Source organism: Parasediminibacterium schistidii (assembly GCF_046546515.1).
In the GTDB taxonomy this organism is placed as follows: domain Bacteria; phylum Bacteroidota; class Bacteroidia; order Chitinophagales; family Chitinophagaceae; genus Parasediminibacterium.
In genome coordinates, this window is sequence record NZ_JBKHKJ010000014.1 from 106,312 (window position 1) to 124,189 (window position 17,878).

At 38.5% G+C, this 17,878-nt stretch carries 12 protein-coding genes; 3 read left to right on the forward strand and 9 right to left on the reverse strand.

Annotated features, from left to right (window positions below; all coding sequences use genetic code 11):
* Positions 1–12: 12 nt before the first annotated feature.
* Both ACHFIY_RS09995 and ACHFIY_RS10000 read right to left on the reverse strand, forming a co-directional pair.
* Entirely contained in the window at positions 13–411 is a 399-nt protein-coding gene (locus ACHFIY_RS09995; protein WP_410845944.1) for a DUF1801 domain-containing protein, read from the reverse strand.
* 128 nt (positions 412–539) lie between these two features.
* The gene (locus ACHFIY_RS10000) at positions 540–1,085 is read right to left on the reverse strand and encodes a YbhB/YbcL family Raf kinase inhibitor-like protein (RefSeq protein WP_410845945.1); all 546 of its coding nucleotides are present in this window, start codon (positions 1,083–1,085) and stop codon (positions 540–542) included.
* 176 nt (positions 1,086–1,261) lie between these two features.
* On the opposite strand from ACHFIY_RS10000, the gene msrB reads away from it, so the two are divergent.
* Both msrB and ACHFIY_RS10010 read left to right on the forward strand, forming a co-directional pair.
* Entirely contained in the window at positions 1,262–1,792 is a 531-nt protein-coding gene (gene msrB / locus ACHFIY_RS10005; protein ID WP_410845946.1) for a peptide-methionine (R)-S-oxide reductase MsrB, read from the forward strand.
* A gap of 310 nt (positions 1,793–2,102) precedes the next feature.
* Complete coding sequence (locus ACHFIY_RS10010; protein ID WP_410845947.1) at positions 2,103–5,093, forward strand: glycosyl hydrolase; 2,991 nt, start codon at positions 2,103–2,105, stop codon at positions 5,091–5,093.
* Positions 5,094–5,273: 180 nt separating this feature from the next.
* On the opposite strand, the gene ACHFIY_RS10015 is transcribed toward ACHFIY_RS10010, so the two are convergent.
* The 5 genes from ACHFIY_RS10015 to ACHFIY_RS10035 all read right to left on the reverse strand — a co-directional run bounded on the left by ACHFIY_RS10015 (position 5,274) and on the right by ACHFIY_RS10035 (position 12,498).
* On the reverse strand, positions 5,274–6,245 hold the full coding sequence (locus ACHFIY_RS10015; protein ID WP_410845948.1) for a YihY/virulence factor BrkB family protein: 972 nt from the start codon (positions 6,243–6,245) through the stop codon (positions 5,274–5,276).
* 1,223 nt (positions 6,246–7,468) lie between these two features.
* On the reverse strand, positions 7,469–10,495 hold the full coding sequence (locus ACHFIY_RS10020; RefSeq protein ID WP_410845949.1) for a hypothetical protein: 3,027 nt from the start codon (positions 10,493–10,495) through the stop codon (positions 7,469–7,471).
* 142 nt (positions 10,496–10,637) lie between these two features.
* The gene (locus ACHFIY_RS10025) at positions 10,638–11,420 is read right to left on the reverse strand and encodes an NACHT domain-containing protein (protein ID WP_410845950.1); all 783 of its coding nucleotides are present in this window, start codon (positions 11,418–11,420) and stop codon (positions 10,638–10,640) included.
* Entirely contained in the window at positions 11,410–12,303 is an 894-nt protein-coding gene (locus ACHFIY_RS10030) for a 5'-methylthioadenosine/S-adenosylhomocysteine nucleosidase family protein (protein WP_410845951.1), read from the reverse strand. Before ACHFIY_RS10030 ends, ACHFIY_RS10025 begins: the two co-directional genes overlap by 11 nt.
* A 45-nt stretch (positions 12,304–12,348) precedes the next feature.
* Positions 12,349–12,498 carry a hypothetical protein gene (locus ACHFIY_RS10035; RefSeq protein WP_410845952.1) on the reverse strand — a complete coding sequence of 50 codons (150 nt, stop codon included), beginning with the start codon at positions 12,496–12,498 and terminating at the stop codon, positions 12,349–12,351.
* Positions 12,499–13,873: 1,375 nt separating this feature from the next.
* Here ACHFIY_RS10035 and ACHFIY_RS10040 point away from each other — a divergent pair.
* On the forward strand, positions 13,874–15,979 hold the full coding sequence (locus ACHFIY_RS10040) for an endonuclease MutS2 (RefSeq protein WP_410845953.1): 2,106 nt from the start codon (positions 13,874–13,876) through the stop codon (positions 15,977–15,979).
* A gap of 133 nt (positions 15,980–16,112) precedes the next feature.
* Here the strand turns inward: ACHFIY_RS10040 and ACHFIY_RS10045 are convergent, their stop codons facing one another.
* Together ACHFIY_RS10045 and ACHFIY_RS10050 are read right to left on the reverse strand one after the other, a co-directional pair.
* A complete protein-coding gene (locus ACHFIY_RS10045; RefSeq protein WP_410845954.1) occupies positions 16,113–16,856 on the reverse strand; it encodes a pyridoxine 5'-phosphate synthase in 744 nt (247 codons plus the stop codon).
* Positions 16,857–16,954: 98 nt separating this feature from the next.
* Complete coding sequence (locus ACHFIY_RS10050) at positions 16,955–17,776, reverse strand: DUF1835 domain-containing protein (RefSeq protein ID WP_410845955.1); 822 nt, start codon at positions 17,774–17,776, stop codon at positions 16,955–16,957.
* Positions 17,777–17,878 lie beyond the last annotated feature (102 nt).

The following is a 17,878-nucleotide window of genomic DNA, read 5'->3' on the forward strand; positions in this document are numbered from 1 at the left end:
GTTTTATGTTATTTATTTCTTCTTGGATGCGTAAGCTGCTTTCATTGCTTTTAAATCAATTTGGGAGCAATCTGCAATAAATTGCTCTACTATTTCTAAGGGCATTTCTTGTTCATCCTTAAAATTAATACAGCCTTTTTGGAAACTGGCATTTGGCAATAGCTGTTGGTATTTCTCATGCAATGCTAGCGAGCAATATATTGGCATAGCATGTACTGATATATGTTTTTTCACGCTAGCAAGCCCGTATTTGAACGAGCCTTCGGCATTGTAAAGTATCATTTCATTCTTCATCATCATGCCAATAGTTGCAGTAACAGAGTTATCATTAGCAACAATAATTTCATGGATTTTGCACAACAATTCCTGCCTTTCGGGCATTTGCTTGGAGATAAATGATTGGATAGGCATATACATTACAATTAAGGCATAAAACTAAAGTAATTGTTTAAACAAAGGGTTGCCAACATTTTGTAGGTTGGCAACCCTACTATTTAGCCTTTGTGCTACTTTGCGCTTTCGTGCCTTTGTGGCAAGAACTAGCGTTGGTAATACATTACAATAGATGCTTTGCCTATCGTTTGCTGGTTCAGGTAAAAGCCAACAACAGCAGGGGAAGCATTGGCATCCAAGCCTAATTTTTCTGTTTTTAAAGCATAAACAGTAAATAAGTACTGATGGAAACCATGCCCCGGAGGTGGGCAAGGGCCGCCATAGCCTGGCACGCCATAATCTGTTTTTCCTTGTATGGCCATTTTAGGCAAAAGCCCGGCACTAACATTGCCTGCGCCTGCTTTTAATTCTGTAGTAGAGGCTGGCAAATCAAAAACTACCCAATGCCAAAAGCCGCTGCCTGTGGGCGCGTCTTTATCATACAGGGTAACTGCAAAGCTTTTTGTTCCCACGGGAACATTTTCCCAACTTAATTCTGGGGACACATTTTGGCCGCTGCAGCCAAAGCCATTAAATTCTTCTTTTTTAGTGCCGCTTCCGCCAATATCGGTACTTTTTAGCGTAAATGTTTGTGCATTTGCAGCACATGCAAACAATAAGCAAGATGCAATGAGTACGTTTTTTAACTTCATATTTTTAATTTTATTTTAGAACATAACAAAACTAATTAATCATTGTTGAAACATTATTATTGTTTAGGGTGAATGGCAATGCTTCTTTTAATAAGAAGGCAAATAATTAACAAAATAACTGGCTGTATTTTTGAAAGGTAATTGCCTTTTGCTCGTATATAGTTTAAATATTTACCATGAAAAAGATTTGCTTTTACTTGTTGGTTGTTTGTGTTGTGGGTAGCAGTTGTGCCAATGCCCAAAAAAGCAAACAATACCCAGACCCGCCAATTGCCAGTGCAAAAACAGTTTATCCTATGAAGCTAACGAATGCCGAATGGAAAGCTAGGTTAACCCCTACACAATACAATATACTACGGGAGGAAGGTACCGAAACTGCTTTCTCTGGCAAGCTGGATCATTTTTACAAGAAGGGGACTTACTATTCAGCCGCTTCGTTGCAGCCTTTATTTAGCTCCGATGCAAAGTTTAACTCTGGCACGGGCTGGCCTAGTTTTTATGCCCCCATTACGCCGGATGCTGTACGATTGGTGCGTGACGAAAGCTATGGCACGGTACGCTGGGCTGTGGTGGACAGTAAAAGTGGCTCGCATTTGGGGCATGTCTTTGACGATGGCCCCGACCCTTCAGGCAAACGCTACTGCATGAATTCGGAAGCATTGATTTTTGTACCAGAAGGAGGGAAGCCCCCAACAGCATCGCATTGATAGGTGGCATAAAAAGACATCACACCAAGCCCTTACCAAAGTAGCTACTGTGAGTACACATCTTTAAACCTAGATTTTTCAGTTGAAATATATTGTAAGCACCAACTACTTCAAAGACAAGCGCTTGCTTGATTTTTTGGCTTTATCATAGTGTACTATGTTTTCAGCCAAAAAATCGGTCAAATGCTTGTCTTTATTGCATTTGAGCCTTTTATAACTAAGTCAATAGTAAAATCAGGGTTTAAGCTGTGATGGTTTTATTTGGTTTAACTGTAGTTTTGTACTTACTTTCTTACATAGTTAACCAATCATGAAAAAAACATTGCTTACTGCCACTTTTTTGTTCCTTATCTTCCCTTTCTTAGTTTTTTCGCAGGTTGCAAATAATACAAAATGGGATCGGTTAGAAGCTGATTTCCTAAACCCTCCAGCCACAGCAAAGCCCTATGTATGGTGGCATTGGATGGGGAGCAACTTCTCAAAACAGGGCATCACTAAAGATCTTGAAGCCATGAAAGCAGCCGGAATTGGCGGTGCTACTATCTTTAACCTTACCTCGGCCGTTCAAGAAGCCAATGCCCCAACAGGCAATTTGCCTTGGCCTAACCAAACTTATCGTAGCCCTGCCTATTGGGAGGCAGTCCGTTTTGCAGCAGCAGAAGCACAAAGGTTAGGATTGGAAATTGGTTTGCATAATTCTGTAGGATATTCAACCACGGGCGGCCCTTGGATAAGCGAAGAAAAAGGGATGCAAAAGTTAATATGGAAGAGCATAGATGTTGAAGGCGGGAAAAAAATTTCAGTAACCGTTCCAAAGCCCCTTTTACCAGTTCAAAGTGGGTATGGAAGCATAGGCAAAGTGGCCACCTACTACCATGACATTGAATGCCTAGCCGTGCCTCAACTAGATAGTTTTTCTTTGAAACAAGTTATTAATCTTACTTCACTACTAGATATAAATGGCAACATTACATGGGAAGCGCCACCTGGCAATTGGAGGATATACAGGATTGGCAACTGCCCTACCTTAAAATCGCCACACCCTATACCTGACGATGTTATTGGCAAGGCACTAGAAGTTGATAAAATGGATTCGGCTTATAATGCCTATCATTGGCATGTAGTAATAGACTCCATAAAGCAGCACCTAGGCAAATATATGGGTACCAGCTTCAAGCATTTGTTGATAGATAGCTACGAGTCGGGGTATCAAAACTGGACAAGCAATTTCAGGGAAGAATTTATAAAACGCAAAGGCTATGATCCGCTGCCTTGGATAGTTTGCTTTAGCAAATCCATCACTGGCGAAAAAGATAATAAAAATCGAAAAATAATTAATTCAGCATCCGAAACCCAGCGTTTTGATTGGGATTATACAGATGTTATAAATAGGCTGTATAATGAATATGGCTGGCAGGTAGGGAAAAAATCTTGTAACGAAAACAACCTCCAACTACAATGGGAGCCTTATTCAGGGCCTTTCGATATTGTTGAAGGTGCAGGTCTGCCAGATTTGCCCATGGGCGAATTTTGGACTTCATGGAAAGGGGGAATCAACGCTGCAATACCTGCCGCTGCACGTGCTGCTGGGAAAACAATTGTAGGTGCCGAATCTTTTACAAGTTGGCCTATTAATAGTAAATTTACTGAAACGCCTGCTTGGCTTAAGCCTTCGGCCGATGGTGCTTTTTTATCAGGTGTTAACAGGTTGGTGCTGCACCATTGGGTACACCAGCCTTTTGACGACAAATACCAGCCGGGTATGGGGATGGGCTGGTGGGGCACCCACTTTGGCCGTCACCAAACCTGGGCAGAAGCAGGGAAAGCATTTTTCAGTTACCTCGGCCGCTGCCAAGTTTTGCTGCAATTTGGCGAGCAGGTTGCCGATTACCTTTGTATTGACAAGCAGGATGGCTTTAGCGATTTGATGGCCACAAATGATTTCCTAATAAAAGAAATTAAAGTTGAGGGGCATCAAATTTTATTGCCGTCTGGAAGGAAATACGCCTTTTTAGTTTTCCCTAATAGTGGCACAATGCTTCCTGCTGTTGCAGAAAAGATAAAGGGATTATTATCAGCAGGTGCATATATTGTTTGCACACCGCCACAAAGTTCCCCAAGCTTGCAGGGTTTTCCCAATGCTGATATGAAAATAGAATCCATTGCACAAGAAGTATGGGGCAATAAAACAGAAACCAATTATGGAAAAGGCTGGGTAACCAATAGCGTAAAGCGTGCAATTGCAAAATGTAACATCTCACCTGACTTTATAGTTGAAAATGCAGGCAATAGCAAGGAAATAAAATTTCTACACCGTCAAGGGGCGAATACACATGTATTCTTAATTGCCAATACCGATTCTATGCCACAAAAGATGGCTTTGTCTTTCAGGGTAAAAGGGCTAGAACCAGAAGTATGGCAGGCAGAGGATGGCAGCACCTTTAAAGCGAGTGTTTGGAAGGAAGCTGGTGAAAGGACTATTGTACAACTTTTTTTAAAAGCATCACAAACCGCTTTTGTAGTGTTTAGGAACCCTGCCACAACAGCAATACATACAACATCCCTAGCCATTAATGGCACTGCCACCGACTGCAACCTTGCTACTAAAAACAATAAGCCATCTTTTGTAGCCTATAAGGAAGTTTCTGCAAAAGTTAGCCTTTCAGATGGAAGCGAAAAGGTTTTTGATATAAAGCCTTTGGAAACCAAGGAAATAAATGGTGATTGGCATGTTGTATTTAATCCTAAATTAGGTACTTCTTTCGAATTAAACTTTCCTGTATTGGTTGATTTTAGCAAATATGAAAACAAGGACGTGAACTATTTTTCCGGCACGGCGCATTATACCAAGCAAATACAGCTAACGGCACTTGAACTGGCAAAAGGAAAAAGGGTGATGCTTGACTTGGGTACAGTAAATGATATTGTTCAACTGCATGTAAATAACAATAACATGGGGGTATTATGGTATCCCCCCTATAAAAAGGATATTACCGAAGCCTTGAAAGTTGGTGCCAATACGCTCGATATTGCCGTAACCAATACCTGGGCAAACAGGCTGATAGGGGATGAGCAAGAACCAGAAGACATTGTTTTTGGAAAAGAACGTATCCTTAAGAAAGATACAGTAGGCAGGCCATTGAAAGAATACCCCAACTGGTTTATAAACAACACGCCACGGCCATCCAAGGGGAGAAAAACATTTACCAATTGGTATTATTACAAAAAAGACAGCCCACTGCAACCGGCAGGCTTAGTAGGCCCTGTAAGGCTACAATATGGGGAATTAAAAGAATTATAGGTAGTTACAACTTGCAGGGAAGTTGCCATGAATGCACGAATAAGCACGAATAAAAGCATTATGCCATTTGTGAACCAAGCGAAGGGTACACGCCAAAGGCAATGCACCAGCAACACATCTTTTATTTTTAGCTTTGTGCACTAGCTGGGTATTTTACGCTACAAACAAAGCTTGCATTTGCTAAGGCTGTTTCACTACTAAATCTTGAGGATTGGTTTTTTCTTTTTCCTGCACGCTCTGCTTGCCTGTTTCTACCTCTATCATTTTTGTTGTTACGGCATATTCACTAGGTAATATTTCAGATCCATATTCCATGGCGTAAGCCTTGGTAAACTCTGCCCCAAAATACAATATAATGGAAGAATAGTATATCCATAACAGCAATACTACCAATGAGCCAGCCGTGCCGTAAGTGCTGCCTATATTGCTTTGCCCAATGTAAAACGAAATACCAAACTTGCCTAGCATAAACAAAAATGAAGTGGCCAGCGCACCTGCCACTACATCTTTCCATTGTATTTTTGCATCAGGCAGTACTTTAAAAATAACGGCAAATATTACTGACGTTACTATTAAAGTGATTGTTAGGTTGAGTAGATAGAAAATAATTACTGTAACCCCCGGGTATATTGCCTGCAAGCGGCTGCTCAATCCCTCTATTATGGCAGAAAGGCCAAGCGAAACGAGTAATAAAAACCCCAAACTAATGATTACGGAGAAGGACAAAAACCTATTTTGCAATAGTTTTAGCCAGCCTTTTTTGGGTTTTGGTTTCAGGCCCCATATCATATTGATGGATTCCTGTATTTCTGCAAATACAGAAGTAGCACCAACTAAAAGCGAAACGCCGCCAATAATGGCAGCCACTTTTCCTTTGCCTGTTATAAAGGCATTTTTAATAATTTGCTGCAATTGCAAAGCCGTGTCATTCCCCACAAAATGCTGCATTTGTGCATATATTTTGCCTTCCACTGCCTCCCGCCCGAAAAAAATACTGCACAATGCAATAATCATTACCAGCAATGGCCCCATGGAAAAAATAGTATAATAGGCCAGCGATGCACTAAGCTTGGTAATATTATCTGTGGAAAAGCCGCTAAAAGAATTTTTTAGTATTTGCCATAGCGTTTTAAATGAAAACTTTTTCTTCATTTTTTTTAAATGAATCAATACAAAAAAGCTACCAAAAAATTACAAATTTTGCCCTTGTTGGTCTTCGCTCCATTTTTCGCCGTTGATGAGTGTCTCCCACCAACAACGAAACGATAACAGATTATCTAGTTTAGTACTGTAAAAACAAATCGATTAGCGGGGCAAAACGAAAACCCTTGCACATTTTTTATAATATCCATTTTATTGTGTTTTTTATTAATATAGTTTCAGTTTTGCCTTTTTTCGGGCTTTTTTCTTGTTTGTATGTTTTTGAAAAATCCCATTCACTCATTTAAATCATTGATTATCAACAATATCGGAAAATATTTATGCGTGTTTTGTGCGTATTTTGTGCGTACTTTTTGAGTGATTTGTGCGTGATTTATGAGTGATTTGTGAGAAAAACTGAGTGATTTTATGCCCATAAAACAAAACCCTATTTTGGCACTACAACTATTTTAATATTAGTAAAAAAAGAACTACAATTTAGCTTGGGTTGTTTTGATTCCATTTTTTAAGCTAAACCCTCCACGAAGATAAACTAAATATATTAGTATTTTGGAAAAAAATATTTGGTTATTGGTTGATGGTACACCTACGGATAGGATAATAGATTTTGTTAAGTGTAATTGCTTACAAACAGCAGTCTAATTTACATTTGAGTTAGATTTCTCGTGCCTCGAAAAGACGGGGAGAACGAAGCGAAGGCTACATGCAATAGTGGATGCACCAGCAACACTTATTTATTTGTAGTGACATGCGCTAGTTGAGAGACTATTTTCCTATTGGTCGGTGTCTCACCGACCAATAGAGAAACGAAGCGAAAGGTACACGCAACAGTGGATGCACCAGCAACACATCTTTTATTTTCAACTTCGTGTACTAGCGGGGCATACCGCAAATCAGAGATTTGCAAACACTTTGACGTAGACGGGAGTCTACGCCAAGCTGGGTAATTGCCCACAAACATCAGTCTGATTTACATTTGAGTTAGATTTCTCGTGCCTCGAAAAGACGGGGAGAACGAAGCGAAGGGTGCACGCAATAGGCGATGCACCAGCAATACTTCTTTTATTTGTAGTGACATGCGCTGGTTGAGAGACTATTTTCCTATTGGTCGGTGTCTCACCGACCAATAGAGAAACGAAGCGAAGGGTACACGCCACAGGCGATGCACCAGCAACACTTCTTTTATTTTTAGTCACGTGCGCTAGCGGGGGGATTTATCTAAACACCTCATTCAGCCTCCACAAAAGTGTTAAAGCTTGTACTGAGCCAGAATTAATGTATATATCCAAGATGTCTATTAGATTCTTAAACGAAGAATCATCTAGTAATAAATCTCGATGATCTGCCAATAATTTTTCAGTCAGTTTAACCATTTCAGCTATTCCGTGAGCATCATAAGTATAGCCTGTTGAAATAGAATACTGCGTTATTGATGCTGCCATCGAAAGAACATCTTTGACATCGTAGTGTAAAACATGATTTAATGACTCAATAAAGTAGTGAGCAGAATTGCCAATAATTAATCCCTTTCCAGTAATCTTAGAAGAATATAAAACAATTTGTTGATAAATAGGCTTTACGAGAAAATAAAAGCCTCTTCTATTCTCATCGTTAATCGGTAATGAAAATTGATTTTTACCCGTACCAATCCTGGCCTCGTCAAGTTGAAAATATAATCTTATAATTACTTCATGAATAATTTCGAATGAGTTCTTTATTTCCTTGTTCCCAGAATTGAATTCCTCATCCTTAGCTGAGGAAAGTCTTTTTCCGCAAGTTTCAACATAAGATTTAATTATTTGAAAAAGGGGTTTGTATTTTTCCGGATCTGACGCAAATTCATTGAGTATATTGGAGGGGTGTAAGCTATTACATAATTCAAATATTATACTTTTACAAAGTCTAGATATACTAATTGCATTAATCAATTCTTGATGAGCTCTTTCCGATTTGTGGCTGAGAAAGAACCATATTAGCATCTTAGCAAATGCATCTATAAAGTTATCACTAAATTCAAAAAGGTCACTTTTTGCTAAGCATAAATCAATAATATCATTTACTTGTTTTTCAACATTGTTCAAATCAACATGAATGTTTCCAAGTAAGGCTGCGTAAATAAAACCATCGTCTTCTTTCTCGATTCTATCAATATAAAGCTTCCAATATCTAGCGTAATCTTTTTCGGCAAGAAGGCTAATTCTATTCACTGCCATATACCTAATAATCGGCACGCTATCATTCAAGGCTTGACGTAATAGTTCATAAAATATTTCATCTTGGTCATAAATGTATATATATAGTAAACCTTCTGTAGCTACAATTCTTGGTGTTGGAGACCAACCATGCGCCGGCGAATTTCCCTCATTATTAGCATCAAACTCAGTCAAGTAATTAAATGAATAACTAATGACTTTTTTAATTAGTTTAATCTGTTCTTCAGGGCAACCAGTTAAATTTCTACAAATAATCGACAAGGATGCAGCTATTTCATTTAACACCGAATAAAATAAATCTGAATGTAAAGTTGTGTGTCTACTTTCCAATTTGGAATAAGCATCTAAGGCTATCTCCAAATGCAGAGAGTAATCGTTTATTGAAGGTTCATCATTACGCCATTTATTATTAAAAGCTTCTAGTTTTTGTCTTGCATCAATCAAAATTTCATTTTCAGGAGATTTAACGTCAACTCCTCGTTCCTGCATCCACATCTCGCTGGTAAACGTTGTTACAGATGATTGATAGGCTAAGGGAAGTGAATTGTCGACTGGTCCGCTGTCGTAAACAATCTTTTTGGATTTTTTAAAGCTTAATCTTGCAATAGGTAATCGGGTTAAAACTGTAGCGATTTGTTTGATTTCTTCCTTTTTAAAAGCAAAAAAAACGCTACGTTCAATTTGAGAAATTTGTTTTTTCGTAAAATAACCAGCCGATTTATCGATAAAGTTTGTTACATAAAAACTAATGTTTAAATCTCGTAAAAACAATGGTGAAATTAGTGGAAATAAAGCTTTAGCTAATTTAGAAGGGTATTTAGTGCCGAGTTCAAATAACAATCTCCAAGTGTATCCTACTTTAGCATATTGAATATACTCAATAAAAAGAGCGTCTAAAGCCGGATTGCTGGCGATAATTAGTTTTTCGAGAAAGTCAATAATTTTATTTGCAATGTTATAGTTCTCATGATAGTTAAAGTCATGTACCCATATTACAGATAGGTCAGGTATAAAAACACATTCTCGGCCATTAAAATTAAACTTAATCTCTTCTAAAGTTATCTGAATTTTAAAATCAATTACGTACTTATTCACTATCGTCAATCCAGTTCGTATTGCTATACTTGAAGCCTGCTGAAGAAATTCGGGAAAAAACTCCTGTAATCTAAAATAACACAACTCATAGTCCTGTCGTCTATTGCTTTTAAAACTCATGAGTACTGAAGCGCCCATTTGTGTTTCTTGATTACTCAATTCAGTATGTCCAAAAATTGCTAGATAAATTTCAGCAACAAAGTGTGAATCAAAGGGTAAAATGTATTTTACAGCATCTGAAAGTTGAGAAAGATATCCAATTTCAAAATTTGACTCTTGAGTCATCTCTAATATCCGCAACAACAAATTCTTCGATTCTAGAGTATTGGTGGAATAGGTTTTAGCAACCATTGAAACAGCTATACCAAAACCTATTCTATCTAAAAATTCTGTATTTTCTACTTGGCGGTTTAGAAGGATATAACGAAGTAAATTTCTTGCGGCTTCACCATATAGTTCTATTGAATTATTTGACTTTCCGTTAACTATCTCTTGATCGAGCAAAAATGAAACTTCGAATATGAAGTCCGTTTGAAGATGCTTTGATAAATAAAGAATTAATCCTGCAACTTTATTTGCATCAAGTTTTCGTAGCAATCTTATCGACTGTAGCAAGTTCTTTAATGTTGTTGCCCGAATAGAGCTAGAAGAATGATTAGTTATAGCAACAATATCTTCAATGCTTGAATATTCTGAAACAATAATCCCATTTAGTACTAGCCGTACTAGAAGGTTAATTACCTTAGATTCTATGGCACATAGATTCCAATATGCTTTCCAAAACTCGGTTATATCTCTATACCATTCTGATGTAAAAAAATACAGGAAGCTTGGACGTAGAAAAAATGGGCGAGTGGGATCAGAATTTATGAATAAAATGAGATCGCTGGTTTTTTCAGGAATTGAGTATATACTTACTGCATAGTCAAACAATATGTTGTGAGAATAGCATAATTGGTTGCGGGTACGCCCAACTTCATCGATAATGTTTTCGCTCCTCAAATAATCAAAAACAGTACTAGTGTCAGAGACCTGTGAGGCATAGAAATCACTTTTTAAAATATTTAATGAACGTTTATCTACTAAGGCTTGGGTTAACTTTTGAACAAATATTTCTTTTTCTATATGCCCACCGATATTTTTTAATTTTCTTTTCCCAATAGACTTTTAGTAATTGTGCTTCAGATTTGTATTGTTTAATAAGATTTATTTCTTTTTCAGTTACACTTTTTGAAATTCCTTCTAATAACATCAAGAAAAATGGTATTCGAATAATTTCTTTTAATTCCTTGCTTGCTTCATAAAATAAGTTTTCTAAGACTTTATTTCCTCCTATTCCCTGCAAAATTTCCTCATCTGTAAGTTCGGCAATTTCCAGCTTACGACAACTTTCCAATTCATTCATTATTCCCGAGGCACCAAATAGTTTCAGTAACTCGGAAGACTTGGATGCATCGTAGGTCCTTACTGTGACAATGATATTGTAGGATTCATAAAGTTCCCTAACAGCTTTCCGAATTTGATTTAAAAAGCCTTTTCGAATCCTTTCGTCTCTTGCAGCGTCAAAAGCGTCAAAGATCAAAATAGCCTTCTTCCCTGACAATGAAATTTTTTTGAGCGCTTGAATCCAATTCTCCGACAAATCTAACTCTATAGATATGGCAGCATCGTCATATTCAAGCAGGGTGTCTACTTTCAATATTAATGCTGGAACTCCATTCCCAGAATCATATAACTTTTTTTGTAACTCCTTAAGCAAAAAGCTTTTACCAACTCCCGGCTTACCTATAATCAGACCATTTCCAATTGAACAAAAGTCGTAAAGCTTTTCAAGCAGCTTGTCTCTTTTAATTTGCATCTTCGATCTGTCTTTTTGTTATTTCAAATAACTTAGCTGTTAGTTTGGCACTACCAATTTGTTCATCATATGGTTCAAGAATTTCCGAAAACGCATGGTTGCTGTTAAAAATATACTCACAAAGATTTATTGCTGAATTTGCTGCGGTAGCCTGCTTTTTAGCTTTTCCATATTTTTTTTGACCATCTGCAAAATCACAAATAGCTTTAACAACAATCCAATGAGCAACTTTTCCATCGCAAGCCGAGGCAATTCCAACTCCTTCCATTTCTCCTCCTTTTGATCCGGGATATTGCTTTACAAGTACATTTTTGGCTTGTGTATTGTCCATAAGTTTCTCCCCGGACAGTACATCTCCAATAAATATCTTAGTTTCTATATCTCCAATTTTATAATTCCAATCAGTATTACGAAAACGATTGATAAGTAGCGAACTTGCTGGTGATTCTTTGCCTCTAAATTCCGTATTTGATTCTCCAATCCTTTGTGGCTCGTATGAGATAATTCTTTCAGAAACTAAAACGTCACCAATCTTTTGCTTTTTTTTGTCAATACCAAATGCTATTCCGGGCATAAGAACAACTGCCGGGCTACAAAAAGCAATTGCATCAGTAGTGGTAATAATTGATGATTCGCGGCCTATTGACCCCATTTCCCCACATGCTACATGTACAGCACGATATTGTCCAAATAGCCCCAAGTAATAGGATTGTTTTCCATCATATATCTTAATGAGTGAATCACAGCCCGGTAAAGGCTTAAGTTTGCCGTGAAGAATATCCTTTTCAATTTTCGTAGCTGTAACTAGCAATAATTTAAATAAATCTTTTTGATTAGTGAAGTATATAATGCCTTTCTCTTCGTACTGAATGTTTATCGACATGATTTGTTATCTAGCTAAGTTTATAAATAATGAATTGAGTGTTTGTTAATGAAAACTTTGTACTGGTAAGCCTTTATTGTTATCTACCATTTCATTTACGCCAATAATGCCTACAGGTTGAATAACCCAGCCACAGGCAATTAGCTGCCTGTCGATCTCATCTCTTGCAATCTGCTCTGGGGTTTGATTTGTCATTTTTGCTATTCGGTTTATTCGCTCCCATTCAAATACCTAAAGACTATACTTTTTTAGCCTTTTGGTGCTAATCTTCAAATTAAAAAACTTTTGTAATCAAGGCAATAACGTCTTTTTTTAGTCTAAATTTTCTTTCAGTTCAATTAGAAAATGATAGTTGTTTTTAATTCATCCAAAGATGGGGAATTGTTTGGGTATATGTATAAGAAAATTGAAATTTACATTGAAAAAACGAATTTTTTCCCAGCTAGGCGTAGGTGTGCCGTGAATCAATCTCAGTTAAGCCACTGCTAGCAAAGGTGGCTAAAAAGAGATGCAACCGCGCATCTGTTGTGTATGGCTTTGTTAAAGTGGTTGATAAAGGAAAACTTCCCGAAAGTTTTAGAACGTTTACTACAGCTTAGTTTTTACTAATAGTACATTCCACAATCTTATGGTAAGTATGTTTAAGTTCTTCATAAGCTTCTTGCGCCCCTTCAACGCCTTCCTCCGCTTTTTGTTTAGCATCACTTACAAAATAAGAAGCCTGTCTGATAAGACTTTCAGCGAAAATTTCACTTGCTTCCTCCGCATTTTGCGCTATTTCATTTGCTATAGCTTCATGGCTAAGTGCTAAGTGGAGATAAAAGCAAAGATTTGAATGCAGCTCTTACTACTTATTACCTATTTCTTACGCCTAATTCATAAGGGTGCATAAAATTTTTTCGCTTGGGCTGTTTTTTTTATTTTTCCAAAAACATGCTCTATTTTAAAAAAACGTATCTTTGTGCTATAAATGCACCTGATACAAAGCATTTACAAAGCTAGTTTCCAGGCATTAGTATCGTAGTTCTTTTTTTACTAATATTAAAATAGTAGTTTTTAAAAATTAAGGTATTATAATTCCTTATCAATAAATGATCACTTTATTATCATAAAACTATTATTCTACTATCAATTTGGTATTAATTTGGTATTATTCCATGATAGTAAAATATCATAAAATGATACTTTTTTACTCTACTAAAAATTCGCTAATAGTATTGATAATCAATGGTTTACAAAAAAAATCGAGGATTTTAAAAAAAAATCTGAAACGGCAAAAAGGTTAAAAATTGGCAAAACTGAAACTATTTTAATAAAAAACCCGGCAAAAATAATAGTATAAAAAATGTATAAGTGTTCTCGTTTTTCACCCCGGCCTGCGGCCACCCCTCAAAGAGGGGAATTGTGTAAACACTGTAGCTTCGAGGAGATAAAAACTAAGATTTGAAATGCAGCTCTTACTACTTATTACTTACCACTTACCACTAACTCCCAATTCATAATTCCTAATTCATAATTGATAACTTACCTTTGCGCTTCCTCACCCTAAAAAGAGGGCACTTACTACAATATGCGTTTGTACCCGGAATCGGCAGCCAACCAGTTAGAATTTGACAAAGTAAAAGCACTGTTGGCCAATCATTGCAAAACGGTGTATGCAAAGGAAAAGGCTGAACACCTGCGCATCCATACCAAGAAAGAATATATAGAACTAGAGCTAAGGCAAACACATGAATACAAGCTGCTACAGCAGCAAGGCATGTATTTCCCAGGCGATTTTACGCTCAACATACAAAAAGACCTTAAACTGCTGGGCATACCGGGTGCTTTGCTGATAGGCGAGCAGTGGATGCACATCCGCCGCTTATCTGAAACGGCTGGGAGCATTTTCCGCTGGTTTGATGCAGAAAGGCGGCAGGCTTATAGTGCTTTGAGTAAGGTAATAGAAGATACCTACTACGAAAAAGTAATAGTAGAAATAATAGATGAAATTCTGGACGAGGGCGGCAACGTGAAAGACAATGCCAGTGAAGATTTAGCCCGCATACGCATGGCACTCTACAAACGCAGGAACGACCTGCGGCGGATGTTTGAGAAAGTGGTAGCCAAGCTAAACAAGGCAGGCTATTCGGCCGAGATAGATGAAGGTTTCAGCAATGGCAGGCGGGTAGTGGCGGTATTTGCCGAGCATAAACGCCATGTAAAAGGGATTTTGCATGGGGAAAGCGACAGCCGCAAAACCGCTTTTATAGAACCAGAAGAAACAATACCCCTGAACAACGAAGTTTTTTCGTTGGAGAATGACGAAAGCCGGGAAGTGCAACGAATTTTGCGGGCATTAACAGCAAAACTGTCTGTTTATGCCCCTTTGCTAAAGGGGTATTTGGATATTATTGGTGAGTACGACTTTATAAAAGCCAAGGCCAAATTGGCTTTGGATATGAACGGGCAATTGCCCAACTTGTTGGATAAAGCCCATCTAGAACTGAAAGATGCGTACCACCCTTTGTTGTATCTGTACAACAAAGCCAGCCAAAAGCCTACTATCCCTGTTACGCTAACCCTTGATGAAAAAAGCAGGATATTGGTTATAAGTGGCCCCAATGCCGGTGGCAAAACGGTAACCATGAAAACAATTGGGCTAAACCAAGTGATGCTGCAAAGCGGCTTGCTAGTGCCAGTTCACCCCACATCGCAGATGGGCATTTTCAGGCAATTATTTATCCATATTGGCGACACGCAAAGCATAGAGTTTGAGTTGAGTACCTACTCATCGCACTTGCAGCACATGAAGCACTTTATAGAAGTGGCCAATGGCAAAACCCTGTTTTTTATTGATGAACTAGGTAGCGGCAGCGACCCGAACCTAGGCGGGTCTTTTGCAGAGGTAATCATGGAAGAGCTTGGCCGCCGCCATGCTTTTGGCATAGTAACCACCCATTACCTGAACCTGAAAGTAATGGCCAACCGCACGCAAGGTATCATCAACGGGGCCATGCAGTTTGACGAAGTGCATTTGCAGCCGATGTATAAGTTGATTGTGGGCAAGCCTGGCAGCAGCTACACATTTGCCATAGCAGAAAGGATTGGCCTGCCACAACATTTAATAAGCCGGGCAAGGAAACTGGTGGATGAAGACCATTTTAAACTAGACAAACTACTGAACCGCACCGAGCAGGACTTGCAGCAACTGGATATTGACAAAAAGGAGCTACACAAGCTGCTAAGGGAAAATGAAAAGCTGAAAAAAGAAATGCAAACGGTGATGGACAAAGAACGCCACCGCCAGCAAATAGAAACCCAGAAGCACCAGAACCAAATAACGGAAGACCGCCTTGCGTACATGAAAGACATGGAACGCAAGCTGAAACAAATAGTGCTGGACTGGAAAAAAGCCGATGACAAAAACACAGTAGTGCAAAACTTGCAAACCCTGCTGTTTAAAAGCAAGGAAAAAATAGTGGTGAATAAGTTGGCCAAAAAAGTGGACACAAGGTTTAAAGAAACCAAAGCTGAAATAACGATAGGTAGCTTGGTGAAATTGAAAAAAAATTACCAAGTAGGCGAGGTGAAAGAAATAAGGGGCAAGCGTGCCATTGTGCAGATAGGCGTATTGCCCATGAATGTAGAGTTGGACGATTTGGTAACAGTGGAAAAGATACTAGGCGAAGGCTAGCGATTAGTTTGCCACAAAGGTGCGAAAACACAAAGCGCCACAAAGTGTTATAGAAGAAGAAATACAAAACATATATTCTTTCTTTTTTCTCAGTGCTGCTTGGAGTCTTCGAGCCTTTGTGTCAAAAAGATAGCTAGTAATAACCCAACTGCCGCTTATACATTTGCACTGCATTTTCATAGCCTATATACAAAGCATCGCAAACTAATGCGTGGCCAATACTTACTTCATCTGCCCAAGGAATATGTTGAGCGAAATATTGTAGGTTATGTAAATCTAAATCGTGGCCTGCATTGATGCCTAGACCCAATTGCCTAGCTTTTTCAGCAGCGGCAACATAAGGGGCGATAGCTGCAAGTTTCTGTTCAGTGTCAACAGTAGTTAATGCACTAAACGCTTTCGCATAGCCTTCTGTATATAATTCTATCCTGTCTGTGCCCGTTAATGCTGCACCTTCTACCATTTCAATAATGGGGTCGACAAATATGGACACCCTAATTCCTGCGTCCTTAAATTTAGAAATAATATCTATCAGGTAATCTTTGTGTTTGATGGTATCCCAGCCATGGTCGCTGGTAAGTTGCCCCAAAGCATCCGGCACTAATGTAACTTGATGTGGTTTTGCAGCCAATACCAAGTCGACAAACTTTTGTTCAGTAGGGTTTCCTTCAATATTAAATTCGGTAGTAATCACTTCTTTTATATCAAATACATCCTTATAGGTAATATGCCTTTCATCGGGGCGGGGGTGCACGGTTACGCCATCTGCGCCAAATCGCTGTGCATCTATAGCGGCTTGAACTACATTAGGGTTGTTGCCACCACGGCTATTACGAAGTGTAGCGAATTTGTTGATATTGACACTTAACTTTATCATAGAGCAAAAATATACCACTGATTAAATGATTTGTATGATTTTAATGATTGAAGCCCATGCCTGCAAAAGATTTTATAGAAATAACATTGGAAAACCGCCTAGGTCTTTTGAAGCAATTGGCAAGTAATTTCTTTCCAGCCTCTTTCCCATTCGCCAATAACGGCTATTTGTTCTAAGGATTCCAATGCCCTGTACCGCCATGCAATAAACACATCGCTTGCTTTTATTGTTGTCTTCCCAAATATTATGCTGAATAATTTGGTGAGCTTTTGTGGTTCTTGTTGCAGTAAAGTCAGCAAATCCTTGTCGTAAAACGATGTAGGTTTGCTTACAATCTTTTTGCCGCCTTCCAATAAGCGCACCATGCCGTTTTCATTACAAAGCCGCTGCCATTCATCTGGGTCGGTTTCAAACTCGCTCAATGTTATTGGCCTTGCTAGTTTCTTGGCTTTTCTAAATTCCTTGGGTTGTATTTCGTGCAGGTAAGTAGGGTAGAAAATCCCCCCTTTTTCGTTAATAAAAGGCAGGTTGTTCATATACAAAACCTGTATCCTGCCTTGAAAATCTTTTAATTGTGGCATCAGCCGCATCAGCCAGTAATAGCCGCATACATCGTGTGCATTTTGCCCCATCCAAAGCCATAGTTCTAACGTAGTGTCTTCTTCCAATTGCTTTAGCAGGTTGTGTACAGTCAGCTTATCGTCCACTATATTTATTTGCTCTGTATAGGGTGAAAACAGCAAAGCATCTTGCCACCAATCCCTGCGTTGCCTGTAACCCTCCGGTTCGTATATATTGCTAATTGGCCCAACTGCAAAATCATCCTTTATTTGTATTACTTCCCCCTGCAAGCTGCTGTCAAATTCCATAGCCTGTTGCAATACGGTTATGTCTGCCTCACTAAAAACGATATGTACCATAAGGCGGCAAATGTAAATGTTCTGGGAGAAATAGGAGGGAGGGGTTATTAAGGTTTTGGTTTTTAACTTAAATGCCTAGCATTAGTGTAATATATAAATGAT